General features: G+C 62.1%; 12 protein-coding genes and 2 pseudogenes. 5 read left to right on the forward strand and 9 right to left on the reverse strand.

Translation table 11 applies throughout. The annotated features are described in order from the left end of the window. Positions 1–47: 47 nt before the first annotated feature. The 4 genes from QRN46_RS07020 to QRN46_RS07035 form a co-directional block, all read right to left on the reverse strand. Entirely contained in the window at positions 48–2,471 is a 2,424-nt protein-coding gene (locus tag QRN46_RS07020; RefSeq protein ID WP_201819961.1) for a TonB-dependent siderophore receptor, read from the reverse strand. 98 nt (positions 2,472–2,569) lie between these two features. Further along, entirely contained in the window at positions 2,570–3,553 is a 984-nt protein-coding gene (locus QRN46_RS07025) for a FecR family protein (protein ID WP_201819958.1), read from the reverse strand. Between the two features lie 40 nt (positions 3,554–3,593). Continuing rightward, positions 3,594–4,094 (reverse strand): sigma-70 family RNA polymerase sigma factor, encoded by a 501-nt coding sequence (locus tag QRN46_RS07030; RefSeq protein WP_011335117.1) that lies wholly within the window; start codon positions 4,092–4,094, stop codon positions 3,594–3,596. A 109-nt stretch (positions 4,095–4,203) separates the two neighbouring features. Further along, a complete protein-coding gene (locus QRN46_RS07035; RefSeq protein ID WP_201819954.1) occupies positions 4,204–4,917 on the reverse strand; it encodes a class I SAM-dependent methyltransferase in 714 nt (237 codons plus the stop codon). 338 nt (positions 4,918–5,255) lie between these two features. Here QRN46_RS07035 and QRN46_RS07040 point away from each other — a divergent pair. Then, a pseudogene (locus QRN46_RS07040) lies at positions 5,256–5,453 on the forward strand (helix-turn-helix domain-containing protein); the annotation flags it as partial. Between the two features lie 101 nt (positions 5,454–5,554). Here QRN46_RS07040 and QRN46_RS07045 read toward each other — a convergent pair. The 4 genes and pseudogenes from QRN46_RS07045 to QRN46_RS07060 form a co-directional block, all read right to left on the reverse strand. Then, the gene (locus QRN46_RS07045; protein WP_011335120.1) at positions 5,555–5,935 is read right to left on the reverse strand and encodes a hypothetical protein; all 381 of its coding nucleotides are present in this window, start codon (positions 5,933–5,935) and stop codon (positions 5,555–5,557) included. Between the two features lie 220 nt (positions 5,936–6,155). Continuing rightward, positions 6,156–6,569 (reverse strand): annotated as a pseudogene (locus tag QRN46_RS07050) (class II aldolase/adducin family protein); the annotation flags it as partial. Positions 6,570–6,745: 176 nt separating this feature from the next. Next, entirely contained in the window at positions 6,746–11,215 is a 4,470-nt protein-coding gene (locus QRN46_RS07055) for a hemagglutinin repeat-containing protein (RefSeq protein WP_285354438.1), read from the reverse strand. Between the two features lie 94 nt (positions 11,216–11,309). Next, the gene (locus QRN46_RS07060; protein WP_201819948.1) at positions 11,310–13,037 is read right to left on the reverse strand and encodes a ShlB/FhaC/HecB family hemolysin secretion/activation protein; all 1,728 of its coding nucleotides are present in this window, start codon (positions 13,035–13,037) and stop codon (positions 11,310–11,312) included. A gap of 237 nt (positions 13,038–13,274) precedes the next feature. Here QRN46_RS07060 and QRN46_RS07065 point away from each other — a divergent pair, with 237 nt between their 5' ends. Together QRN46_RS07065 and QRN46_RS07070 are read left to right on the forward strand one after the other, a co-directional pair. Further along, positions 13,275–14,396: an HlyD family secretion protein gene (locus QRN46_RS07065; RefSeq protein ID WP_285354439.1), complete on the forward strand. Its 1,122-nt coding sequence runs from the start codon at positions 13,275–13,277 to the stop codon at positions 14,394–14,396. Then, positions 14,393–15,985 (forward strand): DHA2 family efflux MFS transporter permease subunit, encoded by a 1,593-nt coding sequence (locus QRN46_RS07070; RefSeq protein ID WP_285354440.1) that lies wholly within the window; start codon positions 14,393–14,395, stop codon positions 15,983–15,985. The genes QRN46_RS07065 and QRN46_RS07070 overlap by 4 nt, the downstream gene beginning before the upstream one ends. A gap of 4 nt (positions 15,986–15,989) precedes the next feature. Here QRN46_RS07070 and QRN46_RS07075 read toward each other — a convergent pair whose 3' ends face one another. Continuing rightward, entirely contained in the window at positions 15,990–16,430 is a 441-nt protein-coding gene (locus tag QRN46_RS07075) for a carboxymuconolactone decarboxylase family protein (RefSeq protein ID WP_011335126.1), read from the reverse strand. A 240-nt stretch (positions 16,431–16,670) separates the two neighbouring features. On the opposite strand from QRN46_RS07075, the gene QRN46_RS07080 reads away from it, so the two are divergent. Both QRN46_RS07080 and QRN46_RS07085 read left to right on the forward strand, forming a co-directional pair. After that, the gene (locus QRN46_RS07080; protein ID WP_285354441.1) at positions 16,671–17,177 is read left to right on the forward strand and encodes a sigma-70 family RNA polymerase sigma factor; all 507 of its coding nucleotides are present in this window, start codon (positions 16,671–16,673) and stop codon (positions 17,175–17,177) included. Then, on the forward strand, positions 17,177–18,136 hold the full coding sequence (locus QRN46_RS07085) for a FecR domain-containing protein (RefSeq protein ID WP_285354442.1): 960 nt from the start codon (positions 17,177–17,179) through the stop codon (positions 18,134–18,136). Before QRN46_RS07080 ends, QRN46_RS07085 begins: the two co-directional genes overlap by 1 nt. Positions 18,137–18,168: the final 32 nt, after the last annotated feature.

Below are 18,168 nucleotides of genomic sequence, written 5' to 3' on the forward strand. Positions count from 1 at the left end.
AACCTAATGAAAAACAGGCGGTTGTCACCAGCCGCCTGCCCTGCCAATCAGAAACCGACGCTGGCCTGCACGAAGAAAGTCCGTGGCGTGCCCACGTAGATCCCCGAGTTGTTGTCGCTGGAGCGGGTGAAGTACTGCTTGTCGAAGATGTTTTTCACCCCGGCGCCGAGCTTCAGGTTCGACAGCTGCGAACCGAAGTCATAGCCGCCGCGCAAGTTCCAGGTCACGTAGCCCGGAATGTCGCCGTACTGCCCGTCCGCCGTGCCTTCGGTGATGTAATTGCCATTGAAGCTGCCATCAGCATTCACGCCGGTGCCAGGCGAGCGCTGTTTGGACTGGGCGAAGCCGTCGATGTTGTAGGTCCAGCGGTTGATGTCGTAACGCAGGCCGACGGTCGCCACCTGACGCGAGTAGAACGGCAGGTCGCGGCCCTTGAAGCCCGGGATCTCGCCTTCGTAGGTCGCGCGGGTGTAAGTGAAACCGGCGTTGGCGGTCAGGCCATCAAGGCGCGGGTCAAGCGCCGCCATGTCGTAGTGCACCGACGCTTCGATACCCTGGTGCTTGGTCGCGCCGAGGTTGGTCCAGCCCACGTCGTTGCTGATGTATTGCAGTTCGTCATCGAAGTCGATGTAGAACAGCGTCACTTCCCCGCCCCACACGTCATCGTTGTAGCGCGTGCCGATTTCGTAGGTCTTGGCTTTCTCCGGCTCCAGACCATTGGCGGTCTGGTCACCCGAGCCGCCCTGACCGAGCTGGAAGTACTGCAGGCTGCCGAACGATGTCTCGTAGTTGGCGAACAGCTTCCACGCATCGGACAGGTGATACATGACGCTCAGGGCCGGCAGCGGCTCGTTGCTTTCGATGCTGCGGTTTTTTTCCGGCACGCGTTTGCCGGCGGTGTCGAGCACGGCGCGATCATGCCAGTCGGTGCTGATGTGTTCGAAGCGAATGCCCGGAGTCACGGTCCAGTTGCCGACGTCGATCTTGTTGTCGATGTACACCGAGTTGGCCTCGGTGCCACCGGTGCGGTCCTGGAACACATGACCATCGGAGGTCTTGGTGACCACTGGCACATTGTTGACCAGCGCCAGACGGCTCGATTGCTCGTGCATCGCCTCTTTCAGATAACGGTAACCGACGCTGACTTCTTGGGTGGTCGGGCCGACGTCGAACACACGCGAGACACGCGGCTCGATGCCCAGCGTGTAGTAGGAACGCGGGAACGAGCTGAGGGTTTTCTGATCGCGGGCGGCGATGGTGCTGCCGCGAAAGCTGTCGGAGTAATAGGTCAGCACTTCTGCCTGAGTACGCTCGTCGATCTGCCGGATCCACTTGAACGACACGTCCTTGCGGCGGCCGCTGAAGCCGTCGTAGTCGCGGTCGGACTGGAACGGTTTGTCGTCGTACTGCTTCTGCGTCAGGCCGCCGGGCATGTCGGCACTGGCGTCGTAGTAGTGAAAGTTGAGGCTGAAATCGTCCTGATCGGTCGGTGCCCAGTGGGTCTTGAGGATCACGTCGTCGATGTCGTTGCCGTTGTTGCGCTCGCGGTAACCGTTGCCGTTGACGCCCGAATACAACAGCGCCATGCCGATGCCATTGTCGGCGGTGCCGCCGAGGAACGCGGTGTCGATGTGTTTCCAGCCACCGTGCTGCGAGGTTTCCAGGGTGGTGCCGATTTCACCGGTGGTTTTTTCCGGAATCGCGCGGGTCACGAAGTTGATCACGCCGCCGACGTTTTGCGGCCCGTAACGCACGGAGCCGGCACCACGGACCACGTCGATGCTGTCGAGGTTGCCGGAAGAAATCGGCGCCATCGACAGTTGTGGCTGACCGTACGGGGCGAACGCGGCCGGCACGCCGTCGATCAATACGGTGGAGCGTGGCGACAGACGCGACGTCAAACCCCGCACGCCGACGTTCAGCGAAATATCGCTGCCGCCGGTGCCGTTGGCTTCCTGCACCTGCACGCCCGGCACGCGGCGCAGCACGTCGCCGACGTTCATCGCGCCCTGCTCGACCATCGCTTCGCGACGGATCACCGTGCGCGCGCCGGGGTGGTTCTGCACCACGGCGGCGTCGGCGTCGCCGAGCCAGTCGCCGACAACCTTGATGTCGGTCACGCCCAACTCCAGCGGGCCGTTGGCGGCGGAAGTCGGGGCCGGGGACAAGGTCACCGAGCCTTCATTGATCTGATAATCCAGACCGCTGCCTTGCAGCAATTGGCGCAGGGCCTGCTCCGGAGAAAGATTGCCGTCCACCGCCGGGGCCTGTTTGCCGGCAACCAGGTCCGGGCTGAAAAACACCTGCAACGACGTTTGCTGGCCCAGTTCGCTCAGGGCCTGGCCCAACGGCTGTGCGCGGATGTGAATGGCTTCGGCGGCGAAGGCCATCGGCACGGCGGCGTTGACCGCCAGCGCAAGCGCCAGCGGCAACCAAGGGGATTTTTTGTTTTTGGCGGTGGAGTTTTTCACGTCGAACGGAGTCCTGTGGATCGCAAGAGTATGCGGCTGTTAATGCAAACCAGTTGCAGTTGAACAGGAAGACGACGAACTCGAAAAAAACCTGAATTTTATTTTGAAATTATTTCCTGGCTGCCGTCGGCAAGGGTGCGCACGGCCACCGGAAGGATGCTCGGCAACGCCTTGAGCAAGGCCTCAGTGTTGTCGGATTTGAACACGCTGGTCAGGCGCAAATTGGCCACGGCCGGGTTGGCGACTTTCAGCGGCTTGTCGCGATAACGCGACACTTCCTCGGCCACTTCGCTGAGGCTGGCGTTGTTGAACACCAGTTTGCCGCTGCGCCAGGCCGTCAGTTCCGCCGGGTTGACCGCGTAGGCTGGCGCCACTTTGCCTTGGGCATCGATCCGCGTGCCGAGGCCGGCAGTGAGGCTGATGAAATCGGCATCGGCCGCATCACGGCCCTGCACCTTGACCGTGCCCTGCTCCACCGCGACCCGGGTCTGGGTCACGTCGCGCCGCACATCGAAACGGGTGCCGGTGACCGTGACCTTGCCGCTGCCGGCCTCGACCACGAACGGGCGGGACGTATCGTGCTCGACGCTGAACATCGCTTCGCCTTCGGTCAGCTCGATAAGCCGCCGATCCTTTTCGAAACGCACCTGCAAACGGCTGCGGCTGTTGAGGTCGATCATCGAGCCGTCCGGCAGCGCCACATGCTTGCGCTCGCCCAACGCGGTGGCGAATTCGGCGCTGTAACCTTGCGGATGATTCAAGCCGCTGAACAGCCCGAGCCCGAGCGCCACCGTGACCACGCTGGCCGCCACGGCATAACGCAACAGCGGACGGCGTTCGCGCCGCGCCGGCGGGGTTTCGCACAAAGCTTTAAGCCGTGGCGCCGGCAGCAGATCCGCCGCTGACCACAAGCCTTGCAGTAACTGGAATTCGTCACGGTGCTGGGGATGTTCGTTCAGCCACGCATCGAAGCGCTGCTGTTCGTCGGCACTGACGGCCGGCTCCTGCAAACGCACAAACCAGCGTGCCGCGTCATCGCGCACCGTTGTTTGCCCGCACGCGCAATCACGAGTATCCATCATGGAATGTCCTGTTTGGCTGGGGATGAAAAGACGCCACGGCTCATGATTGCGCCCCGTCCAGGCGATCACGCAGATGCCGCAGGGTGCGGATCATATACTTTTCCACCATGTTCCTGGACAGGCCCAGGCGTTCGGCGATTTCCGCCTGGGTCAGGCCTTCGATCTTCTGCCAGACGAAGATTCGTCGGCAGTTGACCGGCAGCTCCGTGAGCGCACGTTCGATGGAATCGGCCAGCTGGATCGCATGCATGTAATGCTCCGGGTCGCCGGTCGGCGACTCACTGAGATCGATCGCCTCCGACTCCATGGCGCCCCGCCGGTCCTCACGCCGATAGCCGTCCACCGCAATGTTGCGCGCGGTCTGGTGCAAATACGCCCGAGGTTGCTGCACCGCCGACGAATCGGATTCGAGCACCCGCACAAAGGTGTCGTGCGCCAGATCCTCGGCCTGCGAGCGATTGCGCAGGCGACGGGTCCAGGTGCCGATCAACTCTTCGTAATGCTCGAGAAAGCCGGGTCTGCGGGGCAGCATGGGGATCATTGCGGCGTGCTGAGGAAAGGGGCGTGAATAGTAATGCTTCCTATTAAGGCGAAGCAATGGATTCCTCGGGTGTGCCGACGAAGCTGTTTTCCTCTATCCCTTCGGCGCTCTAATTCGCGGCAATCCCTGCCTTGCGTGGGCAGAACCACCCATGCATCAAACCCGCCTGAAAGAACTGGATCGGTGTCTCGAACCCGGCCGACTCGATCAGACCGGCGACCTGCGGCGCCGGCAGAATCGCCACATCCCGGGCATAGGCCGAACGCGCTCGCTCGAGCATCTCCACTGGCACCTGGGCCGATGCCATCAGCGTCATCCAGTGACGCAGCAATGCTTCATAGGCCGGTGATTCGGTATCCGAGGCGAGATCAGCGTTAGCCAGAATTCCACCCGGCACCAGACGACGGGCAATCTCATGGAAAAAGCCGATACGCACCTGAGGGTCGAGCAAAAACTGCGACACCAGAAAACAGGTCGCGCCGTCGTAACCGGATTCATCCGTCAGCGTATCGAGGTAGCCTTCGTGAAACCGGCAGCGGTCAATGAAACCACCCTCTTTCGCTCGCTTACGGCACACGTCGAGCATGGCGCCCGAAGGGTCGACTGCAGTGAATCGCCAGCCGGGAAACTGCTGCGCCAGATGGGCCATTTCCACACCGGTGCCCACGCCAACGCAGAGTATCCGGGCATTCTCCGGCAGGCCCGCAAACACCGAATCCAGCAGCAAATACAGGGCATCACGAAGCGGCGCCATGCCGCTCCACTGTTTGTCATAGACGGCGGACTGCTGGTCGAACAAGGCCTTGAGTGCTTGATTGTCCATGGAAAACCTTCCTCTGCATCATGATCGAATGCTCCGCGCAGATCGCGGCGAAGTTTCATTATCGCAGGGCTGTCAAGGCTCTCGCGTGAAGCAGGCGATTGATCATTCCGCCCATCGACTGGTCGCAATCCATCAACCCCACACCCGTTCCGCACGGTACGCCGCGTTGCAAGTGGATAAAGAATTTCGAGCTGGCACAGTTCAACATTTCCCAAGTGCGCACCGAAGAACTCGGCGGCTTCATCTACTTCAACCTCGACCCGAATGCACTGTCGCCGCGGGATCTGTACCCTGGGGTCGATGAGGAAATACGCCGCGTGTTTCCGGATCTGGCCGACATGCGCCTGATTCGGGCACACAACCTGTTGCAACAGACACAGATGAGCGTGGCCCAGGTGGCGGCGTGTTCAGGGTTTGGCTCACTGGAGCATTTCTCCCGCACTTACCGCGCGCGGTTTGGTTGCCCGCCGAGTGAGGATCGGCGTCAGGCGTGGAGCGCGCCGGTGATGCGCCAGCCGCTGGGCAAGGCACCTTGAAACGAAGAGCGGCCGTTCACCCGAGACGTTGCGCAAGCTTTTGGCAAAAAAATGCCTACCACAGGCAGGCACTGTTGAAACTCGAACGTTCAGCTGTGCGTTCAGACTTCGTCGCACGATTGACCAATTGAGTTCAATAACCGGACCGCTACCAACGCATTGTTCCCACCACCGCCATTGATCGTGTAGTCAACGCGAGCCGAGCCGTTTTGAATGGGTTTGATATTTGCGAGCCAGTCACCGATGGTTTTTTCCAACCCGTTGTCGACGTCATTCTGGGTAATAAAATGATTCAGCGATGTCTGAGTGCCGGGGATGGGTACTGAGCCACCTGGATCACTGTATCCCTGCAATGTGATTGTCAGCACACCACCGATTTGCGCACCGGTAAGTGGTCCAATTTTTACCTTGATGCCGTTCATTGGGTCAGAACGGCAAATGATCGCACCGTTAAATGCGCCTGGAAAAGTAATGTTGCTCATTTTCAGTTCCCTGAATTGATTGGCTCAATGTCAGCGCAGGTTCAATCGGAACCACGCGCCTCAAGCCAATCGTCGTCCCTTATCAGCTTTTTGCACACTGTCAGAACTGACAGTCATTCAAGACCCATTCGCTATAACAATTTGTTCTTTCCAGCCAAACTCAGTTTCACTGTGGCACGAATCCGCGCGGATTTTAGATCGGCTATCCGAGAACTCAGCGCTAATTCAGCTGGCGGTAGACCGGTTCCTCTTCGTCGAGGATTTCCATCAATGCGTTGAAATGCTTATCCGTAACCCCCGGATACTCCAGCCATTGCCGACACGTCTTGCGCGCCACTTCATCGCTGGCCACGTGCAACTCGCGCCCGGTCGCCAGTGCGGTGATGTACACCTCGCAAGCCCGCTCGAAGTAATACAGATCATCAAACGCCTGGGCCACGCTCGGTGCCGCGACCAACAAGCCGTGATTGCCCATCAGCAGGATCGGCTTGTCACCGAGCAGCCTGCTCCCCCGCTCCGCTTCTTCCCCAAGGCCCATGCCGTCAAAGCCGTCATCAATCGCCATCCGCTCGAAAAACCGCATGCTGTTCTGCTCGATCGGTGGCAGCCGCGAGTCCTTCAGGCAGGCCAGCTGGATTCTCAGGTGTTCGACGTTGTCGTGCATGGCGCGGCCTCCCGGTTTCACCCGAGTGTAGAGCGCGTGTTTTCATCGACTTGACGGGAAACGACAGTGGCTGCCGTTTTGAGCGGGGCATCCATCCAGAAACGGGAGCGAGCAGGCTCGCTCCCGCCGGTTTCACTGACGGTGAATCAGCCTTTTTCGTCGATCCCCGCTTGCAGCGGCTGACTGTCCAGATGACCGCTCAGGGTCACCGGACCAACTTTCAGGTTGCCGTTTTCAAGGGACACCTTCGGTGCGTTTTCTTCGGTTTTGTGTGGCAGGTCGAGGCCGGCTTCTACGCCGTAGTCGAGGTTGCTCAGATCGCTGCTGCTGACCTTCGAACCACCCAGATCGACCTTGCCTTCGGTGGCGGAAATCCGCGCGCCGGTCAGTTGGGTAGCGCCGCCGACCGTGAGATTCACACCCTGGCTACCGCTGATACCGGAAGCCTGTTTCACACTGTCCTTGTGCGCGTATTCGCCATCGACTTTCAGCGTTGGCTTGTAGTCGGTGCCAGCCAGTTTGCCCTTGTCGTCGGCCGGGGTCTTCTTGGCGGTCAGGCCCAGATCCACATCGACCTTGGCGTGAGAGCTGGAGTCCTGAAGGCTCTCAACCGACAGATCACCGGCCACTTTGCCGCTGACATTGCGCGCATCAATCCGCGCACCGTTCAGGCTCGCATCACCGCCACTGTTCAACACCACCGTGTCGGCCTTGATCTGGCTGTTCTGCTGAGTGGTGCCTTGCAGGTAATCCACGCCCACCTTGGCCCCGGCACTGAAGCCGTGATCGCTGCTGACTTTTTCATCGGCGGCGGTCGGTGTGCTTTTGCTCAGATTGCCACCGGCATTCAACGCGACGTTCCAGTTGTTGCGGTTGTCGGTGGACTGCGCGGACTCCTGAACGAAACCACCCTTCTGCGCGTCGATGCTGACGTTTGGCGCGCTGACCTGAGTGCCTTGCAGGTGCACCGAATCGCCGCTCAAGGCGATGCCGTTCTGGCTGTTGAGCTGGCCACCGCTGAGGGTCTGGGTGTTTTCGTTGACCCGACCGATCTTGAAGTTGCCGCTAAGGTTGCCGCCCTGATCGCGGCTCTTCTCGCTGCTGGTTTTGCTGCCGCCGGCGTTCAGGCCGCCGCCAAGATTGCTGCCGGTGGCGACGTGCGAATCGGTAGCTGCTTGCAGGTCGAGTTTGCCGCCAGCCTTCAGATCGATTGCGCCAGCACTGTCGATCTTCGTGCCCTGCTGAACCTGATTGCCGCCGCTGCTCAATCGCACCGGACCGTTGCCGCTGAGGCTGGCGACGTGGGCCTGGCTGTCGGTGGTCTGGTGGCCTTTGTGATCGAGCTGGAACCCGGCGCCGAGATCGATGTTGGTGCCGTCAGTGCCCGGCAAGGTGCCGACGGTCAACGAGCCGTTGCCACGCAGGCTGGAGCTGTCGCTGCTCTGCCGGTCGTTGGCCTGATTCAGGGCCAGATCACCGCCGGTCTTGACGCTGACACCGCCCTGCCCGCCGTCGAAACGGCTGCCTTCGAACTGTGCATCGCCGCCGACATGGATGTTCACGCCCTGGTTGCCAGCGTAACCGCCGACCACCGCGGTGGAGCTGTCCTTGCTCGACTGGCTGCTGCCACCCGCGCCGCTGCCGGCCACGTTCACGTCTTCACCGGTCTTGGTGTAGACGCGCACATCGACCTTGGCATCCACCGATTTTTCGGTGCTGCTGTGGGTGTTGTTCGCCGCATCGGCCACCAGTTTGTCGGCGCTGATATTCACTTTGCCGGCGCTGGCGTTGTACTGGGTGCCCTGGTCGCGCAGCGCGCCGCCGACCTTCACGTCCACGGTCTGGCCGTCGAACCGGCTGACCACCGCGTTGCTGCCCTGCTCGGTTTTATCGGCGCTGGCATGACCGATTGCCACGTCAATACCGACGTTCGGCTGACCGAGATTGGCCAGTGCGTCCTTGTCCGGCACTTTGCCGTCGAGTACTTCTTTCACCGCGCCGGCAATCGGCCGGGCGATGTCTTTGTACTCGACGTTGGCGCCGATGTCCGCCGACCAGTTGCTTTCCTTGTGAGTGCTGCTTTCGGTGTTGCTGGCGGCACGGTTGTCCACTTCGTTGGCGGCGACGTTCAGACCGTTGCCGGCCTTGAGTTGCGCGCCTTCGGTGGCGAGTTTGTCAGCGTCGATGTTCAGGCTGCCGCTGCTCTGCACGCCGGTGGTTTGCGCAGTAGTTTTAGCGGTGGTGTCTTGAGAAGTGCTGTGCGAGAAGTCCACACCGCTGCCCGCGCGGTCAAGGCCGCCGGTGTAGTAGAAACCGCCGCCGGTGCTGCGGGTTTCGGTCGAGGTGCTGTGGCTGTCCTGCTCGGCCAGCAGCGAGACGTTCTTGCCGCTCAGGGTGGTGTCGCCGGTGGTGGATTTCACCTCGGCGCCCTTGAGCGTCACGTCGCCGCCCGCCTTCACTTGCACGCTGCCGCCGCTGAGGCTGGAACCCTGCTGCGTGACGTCGTTGGCGGTGACGGTTTGCGCCTTGTCTTGGTAATGCACGCCGGCGCGATACTGCTCCGCCGTTTGCTCCTTGGCGTAGGCGTCGAAGCCACGGGTCTGCGTGCTGTTGCTGCTGTCGTGGGTGTTCTGCGTCGAATGCACCTCCACATCACCCGCCGCATCTGCCGTCAGCGAACCGCCGGCCTTGACCGTGGAACCGGCGACTTCGATGTCCTTGGCGCTCTTGAGCTTGAGGTTGCTGTCGGAAGCCAGCTCGCTGCGCACCGTGGTGCTGTCCTTGCTGTTCTGCCGGGACTCGTCCTTGGTGATGCCGAAGAACTTGCTGTCCTTGTCGTGGTTGTTGCTGTGCGAGGTGTCCTGCACGCCGTCGATGGTCAGCGAGCCGTTGTCGCTGATCACGCTCGCGTCCTTGGCGCCGCGCACCTGGCTGCCGCTGATGCGCACGTCGTCAGCCTTGACCAGCAGTTTGCCGGCCGCGTTGATCTTGCTGCCCTGATGCTGGGTCTGGCCCTTGTCGGCGTCGCCGGTCTTGCCGAAGAAACCGCCGCCGACCAGATCACCGGAATAGCGGTTGTCGCTGCTGCGGTTGGTGCGGGTCGCGGTGGTGATTTCCACTTGTTTGCCGGCCAGTTGCAGATCGCCGGCGCTGTTCAGTTCAGCGCCTTCGGAGCGCAACAGTGCCGCGGTTTGCAGGGCAATGTTGCCGGCCTTCAGCTCGCTGGTGATACTGCGCTGCTCTTCGCTGCTGCTGTCCCAATCGGCTTTCCACAGGTGTTTGCGGTGTTTGCCCTGGTCGGTCTGGGTGTGGCTTTCAGTGGCAGCGGTCAGGCGCAGGTCGCCGCCGCTTTGCACGCTGAGGTTATTCTTCGCCTCGACCTTGGCGGCTTTCAGTTCGCTGTCTTTGCCGGACGACAGTTGCGCGTCGCGGCTGGCGACGATCTGGCTGCCGTGCTGGCGCGAATCGCTGTCGGTCTTGGTGCGTTCGTAGGTTTCCCAAGTGATGCCGATGGTGCTGTTGTTCCAGTTCTCGCGCTGCTCCTGGAGCTTGCGGCTTTCGACGGTGGTCAGGGTCAGGTTGCGTTTGGCCTCGACCTTCACGTCCCGACCGCTGACATCGGTGGCGGCCAGCGTCAGGTCCTTGCCGCTGTGCAGGCCGACGTCGCCCTGGCTGCTGCGAATGCCGGCGCGGGTTACGTCGAGGCTGTCCGGGATCGCCTGACCGCTGACGCTCAAGTCGCCAGCCGAACGAATCTGTACGCCGTCGCGTCCGGCGACTTGCACAGCGCCGACCTTCACGCCCGCGCCTTCTGCGGTGCTGACGATGTTGATGCGCCCGGCCTGCATCGCGCCGAACAGGCTGGCGTCGATCCGTTGATCGGTGGTGTTGCCCGCCGGGTCCACGGCTTTCACCTGGCCGCTGGCGTAGTCGATCTGATTGCGTCCGACGGTGAGGTTCAGTTGATCGCGTGCAGTGATCGCGCCCTGGCTGTCGATGCGCGGGGCGATCAGGTTGATCGAACCTTCGCCGCTACGCAGACCGCCGCCCTGAATCTGCAACTGGCCGGTGGCGTCGCGGGTGCTCAGGGCTTGCAGTTTGCCGTCGTTCAGCTCGGGACGGCCGACCAGCAGATTGGCGTTCGGCGTGTTGATGAAGCTGCCGCCGTTCACCGAAATGCCGTTCGGGTTGGCGAGTACGTAGTCGGCGGCGCGACCGAAGATTTCCTGGGCGCCGTTGATGGCCGACGGGTTGCGGCTGATCACTTCGTTGAGGATTACGCTCGCGGCCTGGCCCTGCAATTGCGGGTTGGCCGCCAGTTGCCCGGCGAGCTGCGATTGGCCGGCCTGCAAGGCGTTGTTCAACACCAGGCCCTGACGGTCGACGTTGTAGTCGAGGAACTGGTTATGCGACAGGCCCGAGCCGTTGGGCGCGACGATGTTGACGATCGGGACGCCGCCCTGGGTCTGCAATTGCGCGGTGCCGCCGGGGCCGGGCGCGACCACCACACCGCCGGCCATGGCGCCCGGCAGGTGAGCGACCAGAAACAGGCTGGCAATCGCCCAGCGCAGTTTGCCCCGTGGGGAAAGATGAAACGCAAAGGTATTCATTGGCATAAAAAACTCTCCATGTAGTGCGGCATCACGTTGCGCGTTAAGTTGAAGGCCACGGCTGTCGCGCTCAGGTCCGATGGCTGTTGTTCACTGACGTTCATATCTGTAATCCGACCCGCATCAACCAGGTTTCAGGTTCGCGGTGCAGGCCGGTCGGGGTGTTCAGGCTGCGTTGGTAATCGACGTCCACCTGCAGGTTTTTCCAGCCCAGGTTGAGGCCGATGCTGGCGCCGCTCAGGCGTTGAACCGGAGCGCCGTGATCGGCCTTGATCCAGCCGTGGTCGAGGCCGACGCGCGGGGTGAGCTGCACCGGCAAATCGCTGCGCAGCGGCAGGCGCAAGGTGTTGCGCCAGATCGCGCCGCTGGCGCCGGACGCGCTGCTGACCCGGTAACCGCGCACGGCGGAATCGTCGGTGCCGAGCAGTTGTTCGATGGCCGGCAACGGATCCGGGCTGTACTGCAAATTGAGTTGGCTCTGCCATTGCCAGGCTTGCGCGCCGAGCTGGCCGTTGCGCCACTGGCTGAGGCCGGCGCGGTACTTGCGAAACTGTGCCTTGGGCAGGTTTTTGACCTGGCGATCGGCATCGTCGTCGGCACCGAACCCGCTTAAACCCTGGGCGTAATTGACGTCGAGGTTCCACACCGCGCGGTCGAGCCAGAACAGATTGAGCCCGGCTTCGGCCACGGTCAGGGTCGGGCTCTGAATGCCGAGGCGGACGTTTTCCAGATAACTGTCGACGTCCTTGTGCGCCAGTTGCAGGTTGGCGCTGAGCTGATGGCTCTGGTCGCGCCACAACACCCGGTCGGCGCGCAGGCTGAGCTGATCGGTGATGCCGGTGCTGTGCAGGGTCGCCGCGCTGAGTTTGAACGGCGCACGGTATTCGGCGTGGCTGGCGAAAGCGCTGAACGTCCAGTAACCGTAGGGAATCGCGTAATAGAGGCTGGCGTTGCGGCTGTAGCGATCCCCCTGATTGAGGGTGTCGCTGGCGCTGAGGCTCAGCAGGTCGTTGAGTTCGAGCGGACTGTCGAGGGTCAGGCTCAGGGTGTCACGGTCACGACCGGTGCTGGCACTGCCGAGGTTGTCGAAACCGGCACCGAGGGCCCAGCGCGACTGCCAGGAGGTCCGCGAACGCAGGATGATTTTCGACGCGCCGGGCTGGCCGCCGGGGGCGATGTCGGCGGTCAGATCGAGCGAACGCAGACGGTTCAACTGATCCAGCCCCTGCTCCAGATCCCGCAGGTTCAGCGGTTTGCCGAGCATTCCGGGGAACGCCCCGCCGAGCGACACTGGCAGGCTCTGGTCGGCCAGCTCGATGGACTCGATGTAGCCTTCGTCGATCAGGATATCCAGCGATTGCCCCGCCGCTGGAGCGCTGCTCAGGTATGGCCGGCTGGCGATATAGCCCTTCTCCACGTACAGCGCGGTGATGGTCGCCAGCAAATGGTTGATCTGGCCGACGCCCATGCACGGCGCCAACAGCGGTTTGATCCGGGCGTTGAGTTTGTCTTTATCGATCAGCGTCACACCGCCGATGCGCGTACCACTCAAGGGCCAGCAGCGCTCATCAGGTTTGATCGACTCAGGAATGTCCGGATTGACCGGCGTCGGGCCAAACGCGCCGCGCTCCAGTTGGCGTTTGCGCTGTTCGAGTTGCAGTTGTTGCAGGTCACGCTGTTGCAGTTGCTGCTGACGCAGCACTTCCTGGCCAGGGGCTGGAGTTTCGGCGGCGAGAACGCTGGGCGCGCACACACTCAACAACAAGGCCGACAACAGCGGGCGCGGCAGGGAACGACAACGAGAAACAACGCAAAGCGAATACGGCACTCAACATCCTTGCAATCAACTGGCGTAATGCCACCCCATCAATTGCGGTGATAGTCAGAGCCTTCCTACACAAATGCAAGACGCTTCCTACAGCGCTTACATTTCTTAAACAAATGATCAGCTTTTGCTTTCAACAAGATTCATCTGACGACCGGCGATAAAAATCAATTGCCACAAAATATTACTCACGTCATATTACGGTCGTAATAGCCATTCCGCTTCTTCAGGTATTACGCCATGACCAGCATGCCCACCGTAGAACCCGATCTCGCCGTTCCGGTCAGCGCCCCCAAACCTCCCCTGCTCAAACGCCTGCTGTTGCCGACTGCGGGACTGGCTGCGCTGGTATTCGCCGGGCTATATGCCGTGCATTGGTGGGGCACGGGGCGGTTTCTCGAGGAAACCGACGATGCCTACATCGGCGGCGACGTCACGGTGATCGGGCCGAAAGTCGCCGGTTACATCGAAGAAGTGCTGGTCAGCGACAACCAGAAGGTGAAGGCCGGCGACGTGCTGATCCGCCTCGACGCCCGCGACTACCGCGCCAATCTGGCCAAGGCCGAAGGCGCGGTTGCCGCCGAGGAAGCGCTGCTGGCCAACCTCGACGCCACCGAACAATTGCAGCAAGCGGTGATCGGTCAGGCCCGCGCCGGGATCGATGCTGCCAGCGCCGAAACCGCACGTTCGCGAGATGACAACGCGCGCTATAAACGTCTGGTGACCACCAACGCGGTCTCGGTAGAAAGCGCGCAACGGGCCGACGCCACCTTCAAGACCGCACAAGCCTTGAGCGCCAAGGCCCAGGCTGAACTGCTGGCCGCGCAGCGCCAGCTCACCGTGATCGAAACCCAGAAACAACAGGCCCGCGCCGCCCTCCAGCAAGCCCGGGCCGAACGGGATCTGGCGCAACTCAACCTCGGCTATACCGAGCTGCGCGCCCCGGTCGACGGCGTGATCGGCAACCGCCGCGCGCGGGTCGGCGCCTATGCACAGGCCGGTTCGCAACAGTTATCGGTAGTGCCGGCCAGCGGTCTGTGGGTCGATGCCAATTTCAAGGAAGATCAACTGGCGCGAATGAAACCCGGCCAGCGCGTGAGCATCCGTGCCGACGTGTTGTCCGGCCAGGAATTCCACGGCCGCCTCGACAGTCTCGCCCCGGCCAGCGGCTCGCAATTCAGCGTACTGCCGCCGGAAAACGCCACCGGCAACTTCACCAAGATCGTTCAGCGGGTGCCGGTGCGGATCCTGCTCGACCCGGCGGACGGCGTGCTCGGCCATCTGCGTCCCGGCCTGTCGGTGACCGCTGAAGTCGACACCCGCGCCCAACCTGAAACCACTGCCGTGGCCAGCGCGCCATGAGCACCGCCCTCACCGCCGCCGCGCAGCCATTCAATGCCGCCGAGATGGCGACGGCGACCAAGGTGTTCGCCTTCGCCACAATGTGCATCGGCATGTTCATCGCGTTGCTGGACATCCAGATCGTCTCGGCCTCGCTGCGCGATATCGGCGGCGGGTTGTCCGCCGGCACCGATGAAACGGCGTGGGTGCAGACCAGTTATCTGATCGCCGAGATCATCGTGATTCCACTGTCGGGTTGGCTGTCGCGGGTTTTTTCCACGCGCTGGCTGTTCTGCGCCTCGGCGGTCGGCTTCACCCTCGCCAGCCTGCTCTGCGGCATCGCCTGGAACATCCAGAGCATGATCGCCTTTCGCGCGCTGCAAGGGTTTCTCGGTGGGTCGATGATTCCGCTGGTGTTCACCACGGCGTTCTTTTTCTTCACCGGCAAGCAGCGAGTGATTGCTGCCGCGACCATCGGCGCCGTGGCTTCGCTGGCACCGACGTTGGGCCCGGTGATCGGCGGCTGGATCACCGATATTTCGTCCTGGCACTGGCTATTCTACATCAATCTGGTGCCGGGGATTTTCGTCGCCGTGGCGGTGCCGATGCTGGTGAAGATCGACCAGCCGGAACTGTCGCTGCTCAAAGGCGCGGACTATTTGAGCATGGTGTTTCTGGCGCTGTTTCTCGGCTGCCTGGAATACACCCTCGAAGAAGGCCCGCGCTGGAACTGGTTCAGCGACCAGACGATCCTGACCACCGCGTGGATCAGTGGCCTGGCCGGGCTGGCCTTCGTCGGCCGCACGCTGCACGTCGCCAATCCGATCGTCGACCTGCGCGCGCTCAAGGATCGCAACTTCGCCCTTGGCTGCTTCTTTTCCTTCGTCACCGGCATCGGCCTGTTCGCGACGATTTACCTGACGCCGCTGTTTCTCGGCCGGGTACGCGGCTACGGCGCGCTGGATATTGGTCTGGCAGTTTTCTCCACCGGGGTGTTCCAGATCATGGCGATTCCGCTGTACGCCTTTCTCGCCAATCGCATCGATCTGCGCTGGATCATGATGGCGGGCCTGGCGTTGTTTGCCTTGTCGATGTGGGAATTCAGTCCGATCACCCACGATTGGGGCGCCGGAGAATTGCTGCTGCCGCAAGCCCTGCGCGGGATTGCCCAGCAACTGGCGGTGCCGCCGGCGGTGACATTGACTTTAGGGGGCTTGGCACCGGCGCGGCTCAGGCATGCGTCGGGCCTGTTCAACCTGATGCGCAATCTGGGCGGTGCTATCGGGATTGCCGCCTGCGCGACCATCCTCAATGACCGCACCAACCTGCATTTCACCCGGTTGGCGGAGCATCTGAACAGCAGCAACGAAGCGGTGAATCAGTGGCTGGCCCAGGTCGGCGGCAACTTTGCCGCGCTGGGTCAGAGCGGCGACGTCGGCCTCACCGCCAGCCTGCGTCAGCTATGGCTGCTGACCTACCGTGAAGCGCAGACGCAAACCTACGGCGACACGTTCCTGATGATAATGGTGTGCTTCGGCATCGCCACGGCGATGGTGCCCTTGATGCGCAAGGTGCAACCACCGGCCGCGCCGAGTGCCGATGCACATTGATCGATCAGGCTTGCGGAGTTTTACGGAAGCCCACGGCCAGGCGGTTCCAGCTGTTGATGGTGCTGATTGCGACCGTCAGGTCGACCATTTCCTGAGGCGAGAACTGCGCAGCGACCACTTCGTAGTCTTCGTCCGGGGCGTGGGTCAGGCTCAGTTGGGTCAGGGATTCGGTCCACAGCAGCGCGGCGCGTTCACGTTCGGTGAAAAACGGCGCTTCACGCCACGCGGTCACGGCGAACAAACGGCGCGGGGTTTCGCCGCCCTTGATCGCGTCGGCGGTGTGCATGTCGATGCAGAACGCGCAGCCGTTGATCTGCGAGGCGCGCAGCTTGACCAGTTCGATCAGGGTCTTTTCCAGCGGCAGTTTCGAGACGGCGGTTTCCAGGGCAATCATCGCTTTCAGGGCATCGGGGGACGCGGTGTAGAAATCGATACGAGGTTTCATCGGGGATCTCCGGGGCAAGTGAATGTGGGGCTACGTTAGTCCCGGCGCCCGGACCGGCAAATAGCCAATCTCCCGGAAGATGGGTAGGCCACTGCGTCGGTGTCAGAAAAGAAAGTGTGAAAGGACAATTGCCATCACTCGTTGCGCGCCACTAGAATGCGATCAATTCTTAATTGCACCCTAATCGCACTCTCGATTGCATCTCTGGCAACGGACGCCCGAAACGAGTATCTGCCCTCCATGTCGTCCCTCGATCAGCCGTTGAATCAGCAAGTCCAGACGCTCTACAGCGAACACCACGGGTGGCTGCAGGGCTGGCTTCAACGCAAGTTGGGCAATCGCTGCGATGCGGCCGATCTGGCGCACGATACCTTTTTGCGCCTGCTCACCCGGCAGGTGATCAAGCCCTTGGGCAACGAGCCCCGGGCGCTGCTGACGCACATTGCCAAAGGTCTGGTGATCGACCGCTGGCGGCGACAGGACCTGGAGCGCGCGTATCTGGAAACCATTGCGCACCTGCCCGCCGCCGAGGTGCCGTCGCCGGAAACCCGCTACCTGATTCTCGAAACCCTGTGGCGCATCGAAGCGCTGCTGCGCGAACTGCCCGAGCAGACCCGCGAGACCTTCCTGCTGTCACAGATCGAAGGCCTGACCTACGCGCAGATCGCCACGCGCCTGAAAGTTTCGCTGATCACCGTCAAACGCCACATGCGTGCCGCGTTCATTGCCTGCCTGAGTGTCGCCTGATGCATTCGTCGATGATCAATCCGCAGATTCTCGGCGAAGCCGCCGACTGGCTGGTGCAACTGCATTCCGGCACCGCGACCCCGTCCGACCATCAGGCCATCGCCCAATGGCGCAGCCGCAGCGCCGAGCACGCCATGGCCTGGCAACGGGCCGAAGCGCTGCTGGGGGATTTGCGCAGCGTGCCGGCCAACGTCGCGATCCAGACCTTGAAACGCGCCTCGCGCAAAGAAGGCCTCAGCCGTCGCCAGACCCTCACCCGCCTCGGCTTGCTGTTGATGGCCGGGCCGCTGGGCATCGCTTCGCAGCATGTGCCGTGGCAGCAATGGACCGCCGACCAGCGCACCGCCGTCGGCGAACAAAAGAACCTGCAACTGCCGGACGGCACTCAACTGGTGCTCAACACCGACAGCGCCGTGGACATCACTTTCAGTCCGATAGAGCGCCGCGTCCTGCTGCTCAACGGTGAAGTGCTGATCAACACCGCCGCAGACGCCAGCGCCCGCCCGTTCATTGTCGAAACCCCGCAGGGCGTGGCTCGCGCACTGGGCACACGATTCTGCGTGCGCACCGAGGGTTCGCGCAGCCTGGTGTCGGTGCTCGAAGGCCAGGTCCAGATCACCCCGCAACTGCTCAAGCAGAGCGCGATTCTAAAGGCCGGCGAACGGCAGCGCTTCAAGCTCAACAGCTTCGACAGCAGCGAAACCTTCGACACCGCGTCCCTGGCCTGGGACAAAGGCATGCTGCTGGCCAGCAACATGCGTCTGGACGAATTGCTCGGCGAATTGAGCCGCTACCGTCACGGCGTCCTGCGTTGCCATCCGGACGTGGCGGCGATGCGCGTGTCCGGGGCGTTTTCCCTGCGCGACACCGACGCCAGCCTGCGGTTGCTCAGCGATACGTTGCCGCTGAACATCAACAGCCTGACCCGCTATTGGCTGTCGGTGGAGCCCCGTGTCTGAGCCCTCGGAAAATATTTTCAATATTCGCTGAT

The organism is Pseudomonas sp. lyk4-R2A-10, from assembly GCF_030209075.1.
Taxonomy (GTDB): Bacteria; Pseudomonadota; Gammaproteobacteria; order Pseudomonadales; family Pseudomonadaceae; genus Aquipseudomonas; species Aquipseudomonas glycinae.

What these genes read in the sequence shown, in the direction of transcription:
- QRN46_RS07025 (WP_201819958.1), bottom strand. Translation starts at nt 3,553, where the DNA reads ATGATGGATACTCGTGATTGCGCGTGCGGGCAAACAACGGTGCGCGAT.
- QRN46_RS07030 (WP_011335117.1), bottom strand. Translation starts at nt 4,094, where the DNA reads ATGATCCCCATGCTGCCCCGCAGACCCGGCTTTCTCGAGCATTACGAA.
- QRN46_RS07035 (WP_201819954.1), bottom strand. Translation starts at nt 4,917, where the DNA reads ATGGACAATCAAGCACTCAAGGCCTTGTTCGACCAGCAGTCCGCCGTC.
- QRN46_RS07045 (WP_011335120.1), bottom strand. Translation starts at nt 5,935, where the DNA reads ATGAGCAACATTACTTTTCCAGGCGCATTTAACGGTGCGATCATTTGC.
- QRN46_RS07055 (WP_285354438.1), bottom strand. Translation starts at nt 11,215, where the DNA reads ATGCCAATGAATACCTTTGCGTTTCATCTTTCCCCACGGGGCAAACTG.
- QRN46_RS07065 (WP_285354439.1), top strand. Translation starts at nt 13,275, where the DNA reads ATGACCAGCATGCCCACCGTAGAACCCGATCTCGCCGTTCCGGTCAGC.
- QRN46_RS07070 (WP_285354440.1), top strand. Translation starts at nt 14,393, where the DNA reads ATGAGCACCGCCCTCACCGCCGCCGCGCAGCCATTCAATGCCGCCGAG.
- QRN46_RS07075 (WP_011335126.1), bottom strand. Translation starts at nt 16,430, where the DNA reads ATGAAACCTCGTATCGATTTCTACACCGCGTCCCCCGATGCCCTGAAA.
- QRN46_RS07080 (WP_285354441.1), top strand. Translation starts at nt 16,671, where the DNA reads ATGTCGTCCCTCGATCAGCCGTTGAATCAGCAAGTCCAGACGCTCTAC.
- QRN46_RS07085 (WP_285354442.1), top strand. Translation starts at nt 17,177, where the DNA reads ATGCATTCGTCGATGATCAATCCGCAGATTCTCGGCGAAGCCGCCGAC.